Origin of the sequence: Streptomyces lacrimifluminis (assembly GCF_014646095.1) — a bacterium.
GTDB lineage: Bacteria > Actinomycetota > Actinomycetes > Streptomycetales > Streptomycetaceae > Streptomyces > Streptomyces lacrimifluminis.
Genome location: NZ_BMMU01000017.1, coordinates 45,415 through 61,800, shown reverse-complemented (window position 1 = coordinate 61,800; position 16,386 = coordinate 45,415). Strand labels below are relative to the sequence as shown.

Here is a 16,386-nt window from a genome sequence, read left to right as displayed (position 1 = left end):
GCGGTCTCCTCAGGAGTCGCTCGTCGCGCCGGAACGGCTGCGGGCGACGATCGACGAAGCGGCGAAGTTGACGACGAGGGTCATCAGAAAGAGCGCGAGGCCTGCGGCCATCAGCGCCGACATGCCCAGAGGGGACGCCTCGCCGTAGCGCAGGGCGATCAGGGACGAGACCGAGCTGGTGCCGTTCTGCAGGATGTGCGGCTGGATCACGAACACCGGCGAGATGATCAGGACCACGGCGATGGTCTCGCCGAGCGCCCGGCCCAGGCCCAGCATGGTGCCGCCGATCATGCCGCCCTTGCCGAAGGGCAGGACGACGCTGCGGATCATGCCCCAGCGGTTGGCGCCGAGGGCGTACGCCCCCTCCCGCTCTCCGACCGGGGCCTGCGAGAACACCTCGCGCACCACCGAGCAGATGATCGGCGCGACCATCAGGGACACGACCATGCCCGCGATGAAGGTGGAGGAGGTGTAGACCGTGGCCGTGGAGAGCGGGTCGGCCGGGTCGGTGCCGTCGACCTTGAAGAGCGGGATCCACCCGAAGTAGGTCGAGATCCAGCGCGACAGGGTGAGCACATGCCCCTGGAAGTAGAACAGGCCCCACAGTCCGTAGACGACCGACGGCACGGCGGCCATCAGGTCGACGACACTGACCAGGGTCTGGCGGATCCTCGGCGGCGCGTACTCGGAGATGTAGAGCGCGGTGCCGAGCGCCAGCGGTACGGCGAACAGGATGGCGACCATGGCGATCAGCAGCGTCCCGACGAGCACCGCCGCGATCCCGAAGTTGCCCCCTTCGGGCTCCCACACCTCGGTGGTGACGAAGTCCCACTTCGCGAGCGACAGCGCTTGCCAGGCCCGGTACGTCAGGAAGCCACCGACCAGCAGCATGATCGCGAGGACCAGGCCGCCACCGCCGCGCAGGATGCCCCTGAACACGCGGTCGGGCACACCCCTGTCGGGGTGCAGGCGTCTCGGCGGGTCATCCGCCGGAGCCATAGGTCGCTCAAAGATTCGGGTCGTCACACAGGACGACACTCCTGAGGCGTCATGGACGCCCGCTCACGCGAATGTGAACGAGGTGCTCCCGCCAGGCAACTTCCAATATTGACGTGAACGCGGCGACAAGAAACGAATAAGGGCCGACGCTCGCCGGCATGGCGGGCCTCGACCCCTTGGTGCGAAATATCCACTTGCTACGAATTGACACAAACCGTCCGAGCCGTCAGCTCGGCCCTCTCAGTCGGCATCGTCCCACGAAATCACCCCACCCGACCCGAGTGCGGCCAACAGCATCCGGAACCGCTCATAAGCGGCCTGACAGGTCGAGTGACGCTCATAAGAGCGCGCGGACACGGCCACCGCACCCCCCGTGCGATCACGCAGCCGCCAGACCCATCCACTGCCCCCCGCCGTGTGGTGCACCGCGCCCGGTAACCCCCCGATGTCGGTACACATTCGCTCGAAGGCGGCACGGCACTCCTCGTAGTCCCGGTACGCCCTTGCGGCCACGGCGATCACCCGCCCGTTCGTGGCGGTCAGCCGCCACGAGTAAGTGCCATCTGCACCTATGTCTATGTGGCAGCGCGTGCCCGGTGCGGCAGCGCCCCCCATTCTTGTCGCCATCCATCCCCACTCCTGTTTCCCCATATCAGGAAGCCGCATGAGTCGACGCTGGTTCGTCGGTCATGCGGCATCCGCAGGTTACTGAGACTAGAGAGGAACGTGATCCACTCATGGGGGATGTTTCACCCGGAAGTTGCCCCTCGTTCACATGCCGGACCACCGGATCACCATAGGGCGAATCGCCCCGCCCTGACGAGGCACGGCACGCGTAGGTGGTCGCCAGGTCCGCTGAAATTTGAATCGAATTTTCCCTTCGGCTTTCCACGCAACCGACCCACCAGATATTCGTCCGCATTCCCTTCCCAAGGGAATTACGGGCCCGTTTGAACCACATACGGAACGTTCCGAAATCTCCAATCAACGAGTACGCTGCACACGTCAATTCGGGCCTGCCGGTGGGAAATTGACAGGCCGTGGCATTCACATTGGGGAATTCGCATGCGTATGAACTCAGCTGTCGCCGCAGCCTGTGGCGTCGTGGCCCTGACCGCCCTCGCCGTGCCGGCCGCGCACGCGGACGAGCAGTTCGGTGACACCGAGATCACCGGCGTGGCCGTCAACGACGGCGCCCCCGTCGTGGTCGGCACCGGTGCGAGAACCGTCACCGTCGAGGTCACCGCGGTCGACCCGGCGGGTTTCGAACAGATCAGCGCCCGGCTCTACCACGGCTCCTTCAGCGCTCCGGACAGCAGCGCGGCCCCGGCGGCGGCCTGCGGTCCGACGGCCGCCACGACGACCACCTGCACCCTGACCTTCACCCTCACCCCGGGCACAGTCCCGGCCGCCGCCTCGCTGGCCGGCGGCTGGAGCGTCAGCGCCTACGCGATCGCGGCCGACAGCGACGCCGTGTTCCGGGACAACGCGGCCTCGTTCACCATGCTGCGCACCACCCAGGTGAGCGTCGACACCACCCCCAAGCCGGTGAAGTGGGGCCGCACCCTCACCGTCACTGGCGGTGTCACCAACGCGGACTGGGCGACCGGCACGTCCGTCGGCGCGGAGGCCGGCCTGCCCGCGACCCTGGAGTTCCGCCCGAGGGGCAGCAGCACCTACTGCACCCTCAAGACCGTGCGGACCGCCGCGGACGGCACCCTCTCCGCCACCGTCCGCGCGTACACCGACGGCTACTACCGCTGGTCCTACGTCGGCACAGCCACCAGCGCGGCCGCGGTCTCCCCGGCCGCCTTCGTCAACGTGGTGGGCTGAGCCCCGTACCAGCGGCGCCGGGTTTCCCGCAGGGGCGGCCCGGCGCCCGGCCACGGCCCGCCTTCACGCACCCCACCACTCACGCGAAGGCACGGAGCCACAGAGACGCTGAGACACAAGGGCGCAAGCGCACGGGCACGCGTCGGCGTCACCCCACCGGCGGCGTCATGATTTCGTTCGCGGCGGCGGGCATCTGAGCCGCAGCCGGCCAGACGTACAGGAATCCCTCACCAAGTTGCTCACCCTCGATGGGGTACCCCCGACCGGAGGCACCCATCGGGTGATTTGCGCCCCCTCGCTCCAGCACCACCCCTTGCGCTTTCTCCAGCTCCATCTCCTGCGTCTTCACTTGCGCAAGGTACGCCGACCTCGCCGTATCCGTGCAGGTCAACCGCTCTGTATGGGCGTGGTCGGGTCGCTGACATACCCGTTGTGGCCGCTTTCGCCCATGTCCTGGCTGGAGTCGAGGGGGAGGGAGACGGGAACGGGACGGACGGTGCGGACGCTGCCGGGGATTGGGGCGCGCTCGCCGATATTGCGCGCCGGGCGGGCCGCCGCGCCGGGGCGGCGGCCGGAAAACAGACACTCAGCCCTCTCGGGGCACACTGGCAGTCGGCGAGTCAAACGCACCAGCGGAACCACCACTCACGTCCTCACTGCCAGTCGAGCGCGGCCAGGCAAGGCCGAAGAACGGCAGGTGGGTGGCCGGCGTTCGCTCGTGGTTGGCCCTCGTGTTCACCGGTCGATGGCCAGCGTGGGCGCGAGGGGCGACGAAGTCTGGAGGTCCTCTACAGGTTTCTGGCTATGCGTCGTCAGCCGGATGATTGTTGAGGATGCTCCGTGCCTGGCGCTCGACCAGCACGGGGACGAACTCGCGTACAGGCCGGTCGGTGAACGAGGCGTGAGCTTTGGCTACGGCTGCTTCGACCTCGGCCCGGCTATGGGTCGCCGTGAAGGCGTTGTTCAGGCGCTCCACGATTGCGCGAATGGCGTCTTCTTCGCGCGCCTTGTCCGCCACGGGTGCCACCTGTCTGGAAGGGCGCTGCTCAGCTTCCGCTGAGATGCTTATGCGGAAGTGTCCCGCTGTGTTGATCATTGCACCGTGCGCGTGGGCCGTCGCCTGGAACCGGCCACGCCTGTTGAGCCTGCAGGGCAAGGCTGACCAGGGTCATGAGCAGGTCGATGTCCCCGGAGACATCCAGGTGGAGCGCCACCCAATGTGAGCCAGGCACGATCCGGACGGCGGAGGCGCCCGTGAGGTGCTCTTCGAACCGCCGGATGGCCCTCGCCGTGAGGTACAGGTCAACGTCCATGTCGGAATGGAAGTGCGCGATCTCGCCATGGGCTGAGGCGAGTGCACGACCAATGCCGCAGCTCGGATCCACCTCGGCGAGATCGGGCCAAGTCGCCAGTTGTGTGAACGCACTCGCGGCCAACGTCATGCGCCCATCATGACCAGCTCACCGCAGAGCCACCAGAACCCGGGAGATCCGTAACCAAGTCGCAGCGTCCGAATGTCCGAATGACGTACAGATGGCCAACCGGTCGAGGAACTGGGCATAGATGAGACCCGACGCGGCAAACCTCGCTGGGAGCAGGACCAGGACCCCGGGAAGTGGAAGATGACCAGGGACCGTCCACACACCGGGTTCGCCGCCGCCCTCAGATCCGGCGGACTGCTCGGGCAGGTCGAGGGCCGCACCGTCGCCGACGCACTGGCCCGGCTTTCCACCCTGCCCCTGACCTGGAGGAAGGCCATCCGATACGTCGCCGTCGACATGTCGGCCCTGTCTGCCGGGATTACCTCTCTCACCGTGGCAGCTGCTTCTGCCGTTGCGTGCTACGCGCTTCGGTCAGGGCCCGTCTGATCGGAGGTTCAAGGGCCGTGCGTGCGTGCGACGACGTCGGCGTCCGCGTCGAGGGCGTTCCAGATGAGCTCCGTCAGGCCGGCTCGCGGACTACGGACAAGGCGGGCCAGGTGATCTCCGTCCACCTGCACGGTCAGGGAATGCATGCGTGCATGAAAGCACGAGGTGGATCACTTGTGTCCGACTCCGTCCAGACGCCCGCAGCGTTCCGCGCAATCGCCGCCTCCCCAGACTGACCGTCAGTCAGCGTTCCGCAAGGGCGGACAATAGAGGTCATCCACCAGAGTTCCCTCTTCCCCGCGGCCCGGATCCTGCCGTCGGCGTACGGAAAGTGCTCGCAATGAGCTTCTCGAGTTGGCCACCGATCAGGTGACGGTCCACGAAGCACAACGAGCGAGGCCCCTGAGCCGTTGATCGAGATGTCTGACGTCTCAACCACGCTGCTCGGGAGCCTCGTTGGTCATCTATCCTGCCGCACTCGACCTGCCCCATGCGCTCGTGGAGTGAGTCTCAATGATGGTGTCAAGCCGATTGGGTGGCTGGTGGGGTGGGCGTGAAGTGCCTCTTGTCACGGAGCATGGCCCATAGGACGTCGACTCGGCGGCGTGCGAGGGCGAGCAGGGCCTGTGTGTGGATCAGTCCTTCGGCGCGTTTCTTGGGGTAGTAGTCCCGCGAGGGGCCTGGGCGCATCATGGCGGTTTGGGCGGCCATGTAGAAGACGTGTCGCAGGCGGCGGTGGTAGCGCTTGGGCCGGTGGTGGTTGCCGGTCCGCCGGCCGGAGTCGCGCGACACCGGCGCCAGTCCCGCGTTGCCGGGCCGGGCTCACGACCTGACCGCGGCCCGCACCCACCGGATCATCCGCATCTGCGAGCGCCAGGGCGTGCCCATCCTGGCCGACCTCGCCTACCAGGGCGGCGGCCCCTGGGTGAGCACCGGCATCAGACGCAGGCCCCTGCGGGAACTCACCCCCACCGAGAAGACCCTCAACCGGGCGCTGGCCGCGGCACGCGCACCGGTCGAGCGCGGCGTCGCCCGCCTGAAGACCTGGCAGATCTTTCGCAGATCCCGACGCAGCCCGAACCACATGACGTCAATCGCCAAAGCCGTCCTCGCCCTGGAGCGGCAACGCTGAATGCCAGTGATCCTGTTGCAACGGGCGTGAGGCCCCGTCACCCAGCGCAGGGCCAGCCGGACGTCAGACCGGCATCTGACGCAACTCCGGGCGTGGGACGACGAACGCCGAGCCCCGCGTCGCCCGTCGCGGCAAGTTCATCGCTCGGGGCTGCCCCGCACGTCCTGTGGCATCGCCCGGGTGATCGCGCACAGCGCGTCGTTGATCTCGTCCCGGGTCTTCGCCTCGATCAGCGGGCAGCTCATCTCCATGTACTCCAGCGCAAAGGCGTACCAGCTGATCCCAGCCGCGCTGGGGTAAGGCCGTACGGGCCCAGGAGTAGTCGCCAGTTTGCAGTGCATCGCGGTGCCGAGGTTCCACGTGACGCGAGAAGGCGGTGTTCTGTCCCGCCCGTCCGACGAGGCCGGGGCCGTGGCCGGGCCCGGGGCCGGTACGGAGGATCGCGCCGGAGACCTACGGCACTGCTGGGGCCACCCGAAGCGGGCCGGCTTATTCGGTTGCCGCTCCCCGTGTTCACCCCTCACCATGAGCCAGACACCGGGAGCTGCCCGGTGCTCCACGAGAGGAGGCACGACCGTGACCACGACTGTCCTCGGCCTGCCCGCAGACCGCGTCCCTCTCGCCTCATGGAGCACCTCCAGCGATGTCTCACGACAATCTCTCGCAGCACCCCCAGCACCCCAAGCACCCTCAGCACCCGGCATTTCCTGACGGCTTCAGCGCCGACGCCCACCGCTCCGTCCCGTTCCCGTCGCCGGACATCCTGAGTGACGTCGACGACCGGTTCGTCTTCGACTTCCGTCCCTACGACGACCTCGAGGACGGCCAGCGGTGGTCGACCTGGCTCGGCGTCGAACCCCTCTGCCGAGGCCCCGAGCCGCTCCCGGACTGGGTGGTGACCTCGCAGGGCGCGATCGACACCGAACTCGGCGTCCTCAAGACCGGCAAGGAGGCCGACGTTCACCTCGTCGAGCGCGCCGACCCGCTCGACCCCGCGGCCGGTGTGGTCATGGCGGCCAAGAGGTACCGCTCTGCCGAGCACCGGACCTTCCACCGCGCCGCGTCCTACACCGAGGGCCGCTCGATGAAGCGCTCACGTGACGAGCGGGCCATCAAGCGGAAGAGCACCTTCGGCCGCCAGGTCGCGGCCGGCGAGTGGGCGGTGTCCGAATGGGGTGCGCTGGTGCGGCTCTGGAACCTCGGGCTGCCGGTTCCCTACCCGGTCCAGATCGACGGCACCGAGATCCTGATGGAGTGGATCACCGTCGTAGACGAGGACGACACCGTCCAGACCGCGCCCCGGCTCGCCCAGGTACGGCCCTCACCCGAGTTGCTGGCGGCGTACTTCGAGCAGCTCACCGACGCCCTCGCGAAGATGGTGCAGAACGGCTTCGTGCACGGCGACCTCTCGGCGTACAACATTCTGGCGGCGGGTGAGCGGCTGGTCATCATCGACCTGCCACAGATCGTCGACCTGGTCGGCAACCTCAACGGGATGAGCTTCCTCCAGCGCGACTGCGCCAACATCTGCGGCTGGTTCCGCTCGCGGGGCCTCGATGTCGACGAGCACGCGCTGTTCGCGGAGCTGATGGCGCACGCCTTCTGAACCGGGCGGCCGGCTGGGACGTCCCGGCGTATCGCGTTCATCGTGCCTTCGGTGTCCTGCTCGACGGTCTCGTCGTCCGTTCTCTGCTGGTGCCCGCCCTGGTGATCGACATCGGTCCGCGGGCGTGGTGGCCGAGTTCCCTGGCCCGGGACACCTGCTGACACGGGACCGGGCCGATGCCCTCGGCGTGACGCGTGGCGGCAGCGCGACCGGGCACCCGGGCTTCCCGGGCCGCGTCGCGGTGACGGGCGCGGTCGGCTCGTAGCGGCAATGATCGGACGACGAGGCAACAGCGTCGGAGCAAGCGCGTGGAGGCAGTGTCGTGAGCACGGATGGAGAGCGGTACGCGCCGGACGAGGGGGAGGGACACGCCGGACGTGGGGCCGAGGGGCTGCGCTGTCTGGTCACCGGAGCCTCCGGCTACATCGGCGGACGTCTGGTGCCGGAGCTGCTGGAGGCGGGGCACCGGGTGCGGTGTCTGGCCCGTTCCCCGGACAAACTCCGTGACCATCCCTGGGCGGGCGAGGTCGAGCCGGTGCGCGGGGACGTCACGGACCCCGAGTCGGTCGCTGCCGCCATGCGCGGTATCGACGTCGCGTACTACCTGGTGCACGCACTCGGCTCCGGTTCCGGGTTCGAGGACACCGACCGCCGCGCCGCACGCGTCTTCGCCGAGCAGGCGGAGGCGGCGGGCGTACGGCGGATCGTCTATCTCGGCGGACTCACCCCTCGGGGTGTGGTCGAGGACTCGCTGTCCCCGCATCTGCGGTCCCGGGCCGAGGTGGGGCGGATCTTCCTCGACGCGCCGGTACCCGCCACCGTGCTGCGGGCGGCGGTCGTCATCGGCTCGGGGTCGGCCTCCTTCGAGATGCTGCGGTACCTCACCGAGAGGCTGCCGGTGATGGTCACCCCGAGCTGGGTGCACACCCGCACCCAGCCCATCGGGGTACGGGACGTGCTGCGCTACCTCGTCGGCTCGGCCACCATGCCGGCCGACGTCGACCGGGCGTTCGACATCGGCGGGCCGGACGTCCTGACCTACCGGGAGATGATGCGCCGCTACGCCGTGGTCGCGGGCCTGCGTCGGCGGCTCGTCGTGCCGGTTCCGGTCCTGACGCCGAGGCTGTCCAGCCACTGGGTCGGTCTCGTCACCCCCGTACCCGCCTCCCTGGCCCGGCCGCTCACGGAGTCGCTGCGCCACGAGGTCGTCTGCCACGAGCACGACATCGCCCGGTACGTTCCCGACCTTCCGGGCCGGCCGCTGCCTTTCGACGAGGCGCTGGCCCTGGCGCTGCGGAGGGTGCGGGAGGCGCAGGTCGCCACCCGCTGGTCGTCCGCCGCCCTGCCGGGGGCGCCCAGTGATCCCCTGCCCACCGACCCGGACTGGGCGGGCGGCAGCCTCTACCAGGACGAGCGGCGCCTGTCGGTCGACGCGTCCCGACAGGCGCTGTGGAAGGTGATCGAGGGCATCGGGGGCGACAACGGCTGGTACTCCTTCCCGCTGGCCTGGGCGGTCCGGGGCTGGTTGGACCGGTTCGTCGGCGGTGTCGGCCTGCGCCGTGGGCGACGTGACGCCGAGCGCCTGCGGGTCGGCGACTCCCTGGACTTCTGGCGGGTCGAGGAGATCGAGCCCGGACGGCTGCTGCGGTTGCGGGCCGAGATGCGGCTGCCCGGCCTCGCCTGGCTGGAGATGTACGTGGAGACAGAGGCCGAGGGACGCACCCGTTACCGTCAGCGTGCCCTGTTCCACCCACGCGGTCTGCTGGGCCACGTCTACTGGTGGTCCGTATCGCCCTTCCACGCGGTCGTCTTCGGCGGCATGGCCCGCAACATCACCAAGGCCGCCGGAAAAGCCGCCGCCAAGGAGGCCGTCATGGAGGGCAGCGGGCGCGGGGCCGCGTCACCCGCCGACCGCAAGTGAGCGTGTTTCAGGGCGCGTTGGCCCGACGTACCGGCCTCCGCGCCCTGATCGCCTTTGAGCAATACGTCTCGCCGTACGTCAACCACCGCCCGGATGCCGGACAGTCGGAGCATGGCGGTGCAGGGCCGTGGACGGCGATGCGGGTGTCGGCTCTCTGTCGACGACTCGGTGCGGAACTCACGCCCGGGGCCGGAAGTGCGCTCCCGTCGACTCTTCCCCGGTGATCGTGGCCACGCAGCGCAGGACGCGCAGACCGTCGGCGTACTGGGTCTGGGTGGGCGGGAGCACGTCGGTGGTCCAGCGGGCGGGGTCGATCTTGAGGGCGTCGCCCTGTCTGGACCTGGCCAGGACCTCGCGGGAGCAGAGTCTGCGGACGTCGGGATGGTTCGCCAGTTCCTTCTGGTTGTTCGTCATCCCGTCGGACGGGAGCGGGGCTATCGCGAAGGTCTCCCACGGGTGTGACACCAGGCAGTCGGAGCGGTTGATGCTGACAATGCCGACGGTGACGACCATGCCGCCCCAGCATTCGGCGGTCGTCGTGCAGCGGCCGTCCAGGCCTGCGACGCTGGCCGCCGGGCAGTTCTCGGTCGTCGTCGGTACGCCGAAACCGGCGTTCGTGACCCGGGTCACCCCGCCCGCACCGGGAGCGGAGGCGGAGGCTCCGGTGGTGGGTGCCTCGGTCGTCGACGGCGGCAGGTACCGGTACGCCATCGTCCCGCCCGTACCGACGACGACCACCGCCACGGCCGCGGCGGACAGCCGCACGCTCACCTTCGTCCGGCGGCGCGGGGAGGCGGCGGCCGGCGGGACCGTGGTGTGCAGGGCGGCAGGCGGAGCGATGGTGGAGGCGGGGAGGTAGGTGGCGCCTCCACCGTCCGCCAGGTCCACGGCGGCCAGCGCGTCCCTGAGCGCCGCCGCGCTCGGCAGCCGGTTGGCGGGGTCCGGGGCCATGGCGTGGCGGAGGACCTCGGTGAAGCCGGGGTTCACTCCGGGGAGGTCCGGCAGGGGCCAGGTGTGCCGGACGATGACCTCCGCGATGCCGAGGCTGCCCTCCGCCGGGAAGTGCGGGGGCCTGCCCTGTACGAGGGCGTAGATCGTGGCGGCGAGGGAGTACACGTCACCGGCGGGGGTCGGCTCGGCCAGCCGGAACGCCTCCGGTGGGGCGTACGCGGGCGTCAACGCCTCCCGGGTGACCGACAGTTCCTGGCCGGGTCGGGGCATCGCCGCCAGCCCGAAGTCGGCGAGGCCGACGTTTCCGTACCGGTCGATCATGATGTTGCCCGGTTTGATGTCGCGGTGCAGCACGCCGCCGGCGTGGGCCGCGGCCAGCGCGTCGGCGATGCGTACGCCGATGTCCCGCGCCTCGGCGGCCGGGAGCGGGCCCTGCCGGTGGAGGCGGTCGCCGAGCGAACCGCCGGAGCACAGCTCCAGGACCATGTACGGGCGGCCGTTGTCGAGCACCCCCGCGTCGTACACCGCCACCACGTGCGGGTGGCCCGACAGTTGGCCGGCCGCGGTGACCTCGCGCAGGAACCGCTGCCGGTCGCGGTCGGTGGCCAGCACGCGGCTGTCCATCTTGAGGGCGACCTCGCGGCCGACGGCCAGTTGGCGGGCCCGGTACACGGTGGCGAAACCGCCCTGCCCGAGGACCTCGACGACCTCGTAACCGGGCACGCCCGTACGTTCGAACTGCATGCTGCCGTACTCCCCCACCAGCGAGGCCGACCGCCCCGGTCGGGGAACCGGGCCGGAGGGTTGAGAGCGCTGAGAGTAGTGCACGGGAAACCGCCGGGCGTGCCCGGCCGGGGCGATGACATGCTGGTCGGGTGAGCAGACCGGAGATCACTCTCAGTTTCGCCCCTGAGCTGCGGCTCTTCGTGCCGTCCGAGCGACGTGCCGGGCCGACGACCGTGGTCACCGACGGGTCGTCCTCGCTCGGGCACGTGGTGGAGTCGCTGGGTGTACCGCTCACCGAGGCCGGGCGGCTGCTGGTCGACGGCCGGGAGGTGCCGGTGTCCCATGTGCCGGACGCGGGCGAGACGGTGGAGGTGGCAGCCGTCGTCAGACCGCAGCCGGTGCCGGGGGCGCCGCTGCGGTTCCTGCTCGACGTCCATCTGGGCACGCTCGCCCGTAGGCTGCGGCTCCTGGGCGTCGACGCGGCGTACGAGAGCGAGGACATCGGCGACCCGGCGCTGGCCGCGTTGTCGGCGGCCGAGCGACGCGTGCTCCTCTCGCGGGACCGGGGACTGCTGCGGCGCCGGGAGCTGTGGGCGGGCGCGTATGTCTACAGCGATCGTCCGGACGCCCAGCTCCGGGACGTACTGGACCGGTTCGCGCCCGCGCTCGCCCCGTGGACCAGGTGCACCGCCTGCAACGGACGGCTGGAGCAGGCGGACAAGCAGACGGTGGGCGACCGGCTGGAGGACGGGACCCGGCGTACGTACGACGTGTTCGCGCAGTGCGTGGCCTGCGAGCGTCTGTACTGGCGGGGCGCGCACCACGCGCGGTTGGAGGCGGTCGTCGAGGGTGCGTCGCGCGAGTTCGGCGGGGCGGCGGGCGGCGGGAACCGGCGGCTGCACGAAGGCGTTGAACACGCGTAGTGAAAAGGACGTATTGACAGTAGGCGATGAGGGGAGACTCTGGCAGAAAGCTTCAGGCATCACCTGTGTCGCCCGTCCGCCCTCACCCCTTCTTTTCCCGGACACCACCCCGTCACGCGGACTGGGAACGCTCCTTCCGTCCCCCTTGCCTCGCTCTTCAATTCCCCCCGTCCGCCCCCGCAGCGCGTGGGCGCCACGTGGAAGGACGACGCGCGCTGTGTCCTCACTGCCGATGGTTCCCATAGCCCCGCCCGCTCCGACGGTCCAGCCCCATCCCCAGGGCACCCCGGACCGTCCCTCGCCGGCGTCCCGCTTTCGCCGGATCCCCGGTGCCCGGTATACCCGCCGGGTGCTCTGTCTGCTGCCGCTCCTGCTCATCGGGATCTGGGCGGCGGACAACTGGCAGGTCCTGCACGACGGGGCCCTGCAGCTCACCACCGCCGACCCCGGGTGGCTGGCGATCGGGGGCGCGTTCACGCTCCTGTGCTGGGTGTCCGCCGCCTTCGCGCGGCAGGGCGCCATCCCGGAGCGGCTGCCGCCCGGGCTGCTGCTGGCCTCGCAGTTCGCCGCCGGCGCCGCGAACAACGTCCTGCCGGCCGGTCTCGGCGCGCACGCCGTCACCCTGCGGTTCCTGACCGGCCGTGGCATCCCGCTGGCCCGGGCCACCGCGTCCCTCGCCCTGTACTCGCTGGTCAAACCGGTGGCGAAGCTCCTGGTGATCCTCGTCCTCCTGGCGACCTTCCCGACCTCCCTGGCCACCGCCGACCTCCTCCCCGACCAGGGGACACTGCTGCCCATCGCCGTGGGCGTGGTCGCCGCGGTGGTCGTCGTGACGCTGGTTCTGGCCCTCGTACGTCCGCTGCGGCGCCCCCTGCTGAACGGTCTGCGCACCGCCCTGACCGACGCGCGGCGGCTGCACACCCGGCCGGTCCGCGTCGCCGCGCTGTGGGGCGGTGCCGCGGGCTTCTCGTTGTGCCAGGCGGCGGTGCTGGCCTGCGTCGGGGCCTCGCTCGGGCTGCCGATCGCCTGGCCGGACGTGCTCTTCGCCTATCTCGCCGCGAGCGCCGCTGTCGGCGCCGTACCCGCGCCGGCCGGGATCGGTCCCGTCGACGCGGCCCTGGTGTTCACGCTGGCCGCGATGGGCGCCCCGCTGTCGCTGGCCGCCGCGACCGTCGTCGGCTTCCGTGTCCTGACGGTCTGGCTGCCGCTGCTGCCGGGCGCCCTCGTGCTGTCGCTGCTGGTGCGCGCCAAGGTGTTGTAACACCGGTCCTGGTCAGTCCCTGCGGGCCACCAGCCGGTACGCGTTGGAGACTCCCAGACGGTGGGAGATCGGCCGGACGGCGAAGCGGTCCAGCAGGGTGCCCAGGATCAGTGCCGGAACGCCGGCCAGCAGCACGGCTGCGCGCAAGGTGCGCCGCAGGGCGTTCGGGGGGTGCGGGAGCCACGGGAGGTTGTCGCGCGGGGCGGCGTTGTCGAGGGCAAGCCAGACGGCGGCGAGCAGGTCGACGGGGTCGTGCGGCTCGGCGTGCTGCTCCAGGACGACGGTGAAGCCCAGGTCGGTGAGCCGTTGCCGGAGGTTGTCGACGGGGACGAAGTGCAGGTGCTGGGGCTGGAGCCAGGGCAGCCACCACCGGCCGAGCAACCGGGCGTAGCGGCTGTCGGGGTCGGGCACCTCGATCACCAGGTGTCCGCCGGGGCGGATGGCCTGCCGCGCGGCCTCCAGTTCGAGCGGGGGCTCGGTGCTGTGCTCCAGGTAGTGGAACATGCTCACGACGTCGTAGTGGGCGGCCAGTTCGGGGGCCAGCTCGGTGAAACTCCCCCGGTAGCCGCGCTCGACGCGCCCCGCCCGCTCGGCGAGTTCGGCGCCGTCGGTGAAGTCGAGCCCGTCGAAGGCCGTGCCGGTGTGGACACCCCGGGCCGCCTCGCAGAAGTGGCCGTGGCCGGTGCCGACGTCGAGCCAGTTCTTGGGCGCGTCGTCGAAGGGGAGGAGGGCGCGGGCCCGCTGTTCGTACATTTTCGTGCGGCTCGCGAAGGTGTTGCCGAGCTGCTTCTCACCGAGTCCGTCGTAGAAGTCGCGGTAGTAGAACTCCAGCCCGGCGGCGCTGAGTCGGGGGTTCTGGAAGGTGTGCCGGCAGTCCTGGCAGCGGTCGAGCAGGAACCGTCCGGGCTTGTGCTGGAGCAGGTCGGTGGTCCGCAGCCGCGTCGTGAGCCGGGCCGATCCGCACCAGGGGCAACGGGTGCGCGGCGCTTCGAAGAACCGGTCGAGGCCGAAGGCCAGGTCGGCCTGGTACGTGGGCCGGACGGCCGCGACCTGCTCGGTACGGGTCGGAGTTGCTTGTGCTTCCGGCGCGTTGGGCGCGTGCCCGTGACCGTGCCCGTGCTCTTGCCTTGCGTCGCTCATACCGTCTCCTTGGCGGGCGCGCCGATGGCGAGTTGCTCAAGATGGGTGGCCGCCGCGGAGGCACCTTCGGCGGTCCGGAACGCGGTACGGATCCGGCCCGCCGCGAAGCGGTAACCGGGCTCGTGCAGTACGGCGTCGATCGCGGCGCCCAGTTTCGGCGCGGTGACCCGCCCGAACCGCACCCGGATGCCCGCCCCGGCCGCCACGACCTGCCCGGCGACCACGGGCTGGTCGTCCCGGATGGGCGCGACGACGAGCGGCACCCCGTGCCAGAGCGCCTCGCACACGGTGTTGTGCCCGGCATGGCAGACAACGGCGTCGACCCGTTCGAGGAGCGGGAGTTGGGGCACGGAGGGGACGATCAGTACACCTTTGTCGTCCTCCCCGCCCAGGGTGCCGCCGAGTACGCCCGCCGGGTCGACGATCACCGTCTGCATCCGGTCCGCCCGTTCACGTACCGCTGTCCGACACTCGGTCAGAAAGCGTGCGCCGACATCGGTGTTGGCGGTGCCGAGGGTGACGAGGACCGTGGCGCGAGCCGGGTCCAGCCACTCCCAGGGGAAACCGGGCGGGGCCGGCCGGGCGGCGACGGACGGGCCGACATACCGGATCTGGTCGCCCGTCCGGGCATCCGGGCCGATGAACTCCGGTGTGCTGAAGGCGAGTACGAGGTGCGGGGAGAAGCGCGGGTCGGCGGTTCCCGTGCTGTCACCGACGCGATTCCTGAGGTCCGCGAGCAGTTCGTCCAGCCACTCGGCGACCTTGGGCATGCCGGACAGTACGTCGGTGAACTCGGCGGAGGTGGTGGCCGAGGTGGCCCACGGCAGGCCGAGCCGTTCGGCGACGAGGCCACCGGCGAGGGCCTGTTGGTCGGCCACGACGACGTCCGGCCCGAACTCCCTTACGGCGGCGGCGACTCCGGGGGCCATCTCCTCGGCGAGCGGGGCGAGGAACCGTTCCCAGAGAAACTTCAGCGCCTCGGGTCCCCGCAGGTCCGGCGGCCGTACGCCGTCACCGGAGCCGGGCACTGGCCCGGCGCACGGGAAGACGGCGGCGTCCTCCCCTGCGAGCCTCCGCACAAGCCCTGGATCCGCGCAGGCCCACGCCGACTCGTGTCCCCGCGCGGCCAGTTCGGCGGCGACTCCGACGGCCGGATTGATGTGTCCGACGAGCGGCGGCACGACGAACAGGAACCGGCTCACCGGGCTTCCGCCCCCGCCAGCTGAACCGGAACGGTCGCACCGAGGATCAGCGACAGGATGTGCCCGCCGACCGTCCCCGACGCCTCGACGAGCACGGAGTGTTCGTGCCCCGGCACGACAACGGTCCGGCAGTCGGGCAGCACGGACTCCATCCAGGGCGCCAGTTCGGCGAGGTCCGAGTCACCCCCGTACACGCCAAGCACTGGGCAGCGTACGGAACTTATCTCGTCCTCGCTCAGTACGCGGCTGGCCGGGATGTCCTCGGCGAGGGTGGTCTCGCGGGCCAGCCGGGCGGCGCCCTTGGCGAGGCGGGCGGTGTTCTGGCCGCGGTTGGCGGTGATCCAGGCGATGGCGTCGGCCTCGTTGTGGGCGAGTTCGTGCATGACCCGGCCGAGGATGCCGTCGAGCTTGCCCGCCCAGGCGGCGGTGGCCGGTTCCGACTCGATGAGGGACACGCCGGCGGCACGCTCGGGGTGGCGGGCCGCGTATCCGAACGCGACTGTCCCGCCGTAGGAGTTGCCGACGAGGTGGACCGGGCCGGTCACCTCAAGGCGGTCGAGGAGGGCCTCCAGGTCGTCGATGCTGTCGTCGAGGGTGTAGCCGGTGGCGGGGCGGGTGGAGCGGCCGTGGCCGCGCAGGTCGTACATGACGACGTCGATGCCGGAGGCGGCGAACGCCGGTGCCACGGTGAAGTAGTAGCTGGCCAGACTGTCGGTGAGCAGGCCGTGGACGAGGACGGCGGTGGCGGTGACCGGCCGTCCGCCGCGCGGGCCGATGCGCTGGGCGTGCAGCCTGAGGCCGCCGCCGATGTCGACGATCGTCAT

At 70.4% G+C, this 16,386-nt stretch carries 14 protein-coding genes and 3 pseudogenes; 7 read left to right on the top strand and 10 right to left on the bottom strand.

Features of this window, described 5'->3' with window-relative positions; translation table 11 throughout:
• Nucleotides 1-9: 9 nt before the first annotated feature.
• Entirely contained in the window at nt 10-939 is a 930-nt protein-coding gene (gene pstC / locus IEY89_RS24100) for a phosphate ABC transporter permease subunit PstC (protein WP_229695398.1), read from the bottom strand.
• Between the two features lie 1,125 nt (nt 940-2,064).
• Between pstC and IEY89_RS24095 the strand changes: the two genes are divergently transcribed.
• Nucleotides 2,065-2,832 (top strand): calcium-binding protein, encoded by a 768-nt coding sequence (locus IEY89_RS24095; RefSeq protein ID WP_189149566.1) that lies wholly within the window; start codon nt 2,065-2,067, stop codon nt 2,830-2,832.
• Between the two features lie 148 nt (nt 2,833-2,980).
• Here the strand turns inward: IEY89_RS24095 and IEY89_RS24090 are convergent, their stop codons facing one another.
• The 5 genes and pseudogenes from IEY89_RS24090 to IEY89_RS24070 form a co-directional block, all read right to left on the bottom strand.
• On the bottom strand, nt 2,981-3,181 hold the full coding sequence (locus IEY89_RS24090; protein ID WP_189149565.1) for a hypothetical protein: 201 nt from the start codon (nt 3,179-3,181) through the stop codon (nt 2,981-2,983).
• Between the two features lie 453 nt (nt 3,182-3,634).
• Nucleotides 3,635-3,850, bottom strand: a complete 216-nt coding sequence (locus tag IEY89_RS24085; protein WP_189149564.1) for a three-helix bundle dimerization domain-containing protein — start codon at nt 3,848-3,850, stop codon at nt 3,635-3,637.
• A 28-nt stretch (nt 3,851-3,878) separates the two neighbouring features.
• Nucleotides 3,879-4,274 carry a luciferase domain-containing protein gene (locus IEY89_RS24080; protein WP_189149563.1) on the bottom strand — a complete coding sequence of 132 codons (396 nt, stop codon included), beginning with the start codon at nt 4,272-4,274 and terminating at the stop codon, nt 3,879-3,881.
• Nucleotides 4,275-4,708: 434 nt separating this feature from the next.
• Nucleotides 4,709-4,846, bottom strand: a complete 138-nt coding sequence (locus tag IEY89_RS24075) for a hypothetical protein (RefSeq protein ID WP_189149562.1) — start codon at nt 4,844-4,846, stop codon at nt 4,709-4,711.
• 376 nt (nt 4,847-5,222) lie between these two features.
• Nucleotides 5,223-5,507, bottom strand: a pseudogene (locus tag IEY89_RS24070) (transposase); the annotation flags it as partial.
• Here IEY89_RS24070 and IEY89_RS24065 point away from each other — a divergent pair.
• The 4 genes and pseudogenes from IEY89_RS24065 to IEY89_RS24055 form a co-directional block, all read left to right on the top strand.
• A pseudogene (locus IEY89_RS24065) lies at nt 5,494-5,832 on the top strand (transposase family protein); the annotation flags it as partial. The pseudogenes IEY89_RS24070 and IEY89_RS24065 overlap by 14 nt on opposite strands.
• Nucleotides 5,833-6,475: 643 nt before the next feature.
• Entirely contained in the window at nt 6,476-7,438 is a 963-nt protein-coding gene (locus tag IEY89_RS24060; protein WP_189149561.1) for a serine protein kinase RIO, read from the top strand.
• A gap of 44 nt (nt 7,439-7,482) precedes the next feature.
• Nucleotides 7,483-7,599 (top strand): annotated as a pseudogene (locus IEY89_RS40890) (MMPL family transporter); the annotation flags it as partial.
• A gap of 161 nt (nt 7,600-7,760) precedes the next feature.
• The gene (locus IEY89_RS24055; RefSeq protein WP_373287285.1) at nt 7,761-9,359 is read left to right on the top strand and encodes an SDR family oxidoreductase; all 1,599 of its coding nucleotides are present in this window, start codon (nt 7,761-7,763) and stop codon (nt 9,357-9,359) included.
• Between the two features lie 177 nt (nt 9,360-9,536).
• Here the strand turns inward: IEY89_RS24055 and IEY89_RS24050 are convergent, their stop codons facing one another.
• The gene (locus IEY89_RS24050) at nt 9,537-11,054 is read right to left on the bottom strand and encodes a serine/threonine-protein kinase (protein ID WP_189149560.1); all 1,518 of its coding nucleotides are present in this window, start codon (nt 11,052-11,054) and stop codon (nt 9,537-9,539) included.
• 131 nt (nt 11,055-11,185) lie between these two features.
• Between IEY89_RS24050 and IEY89_RS24045 the strand changes: the two genes are divergently transcribed.
• Both IEY89_RS24045 and IEY89_RS24040 read left to right on the top strand, forming a co-directional pair.
• The gene (locus IEY89_RS24045) at nt 11,186-11,959 is read left to right on the top strand and encodes a Mut7-C RNAse domain-containing protein (RefSeq protein WP_189149559.1); all 774 of its coding nucleotides are present in this window, start codon (nt 11,186-11,188) and stop codon (nt 11,957-11,959) included.
• 217 nt (nt 11,960-12,176) lie between these two features.
• Nucleotides 12,177-13,220, top strand: a complete 1,044-nt coding sequence (locus IEY89_RS24040) for a lysylphosphatidylglycerol synthase transmembrane domain-containing protein (RefSeq protein WP_189149558.1) — start codon at nt 12,177-12,179, stop codon at nt 13,218-13,220.
• Nucleotides 13,221-13,232: 12 nt separating this feature from the next.
• Here the strand turns inward: IEY89_RS24040 and IEY89_RS24035 are convergent, their stop codons facing one another.
• Genes IEY89_RS24035 through IEY89_RS24025 form a run of 3 tightly spaced genes read right to left on the bottom strand, consistent with a single transcriptional unit; the run spans nt 13,233 to nt 16,386 of the window.
• On the bottom strand, nt 13,233-14,360 hold the full coding sequence (locus IEY89_RS24035; RefSeq protein WP_189149557.1) for a class I SAM-dependent methyltransferase: 1,128 nt from the start codon (nt 14,358-14,360) through the stop codon (nt 13,233-13,235).
• Complete coding sequence (locus tag IEY89_RS24030) at nt 14,357-15,562, bottom strand: glycosyltransferase (protein ID WP_189149556.1); 1,206 nt, start codon at nt 15,560-15,562, stop codon at nt 14,357-14,359. The genes IEY89_RS24035 and IEY89_RS24030 overlap by 4 nt, the downstream gene beginning before the upstream one ends.
• Complete coding sequence (locus IEY89_RS24025; RefSeq protein WP_189149555.1) at nt 15,559-16,386, bottom strand: alpha/beta fold hydrolase; 828 nt, start codon at nt 16,384-16,386, stop codon at nt 15,559-15,561. Before IEY89_RS24025 ends, IEY89_RS24030 begins: the two co-directional genes overlap by 4 nt.

What these genes read in the sequence shown, in the direction of transcription:
- IEY89_RS24035 (WP_189149557.1), bottom strand. Translation starts at nt 14,360, where the DNA reads ATGAGCGACGCAAGGCAAGAGCACGGGCACGGTCACGGGCACGCGCCC.
- IEY89_RS24025 (WP_189149555.1), bottom strand. Translation starts at nt 16,386, where the DNA reads ATGACGATCGTCGACATCGGCGGCGGCCTCAGGCTGCACGCCCAGCGC.
- IEY89_RS24075 (WP_189149562.1), bottom strand. Translation starts at nt 4,846, where the DNA reads ATGCATTCCCTGACCGTGCAGGTGGACGGAGATCACCTGGCCCGCCTT.
- IEY89_RS24095 (WP_189149566.1), top strand. Translation starts at nt 2,065, where the DNA reads ATGCGTATGAACTCAGCTGTCGCCGCAGCCTGTGGCGTCGTGGCCCTG.
- IEY89_RS24050 (WP_189149560.1), bottom strand. Translation starts at nt 11,054, where the DNA reads ATGCAGTTCGAACGTACGGGCGTGCCCGGTTACGAGGTCGTCGAGGTC.
- IEY89_RS24080 (WP_189149563.1), bottom strand. Translation starts at nt 4,274, where the DNA reads ATGACGTTGGCCGCGAGTGCGTTCACACAACTGGCGACTTGGCCCGAT.
- IEY89_RS24060 (WP_189149561.1), top strand. Translation starts at nt 6,476, where the DNA reads ATGTCTCACGACAATCTCTCGCAGCACCCCCAGCACCCCAAGCACCCT.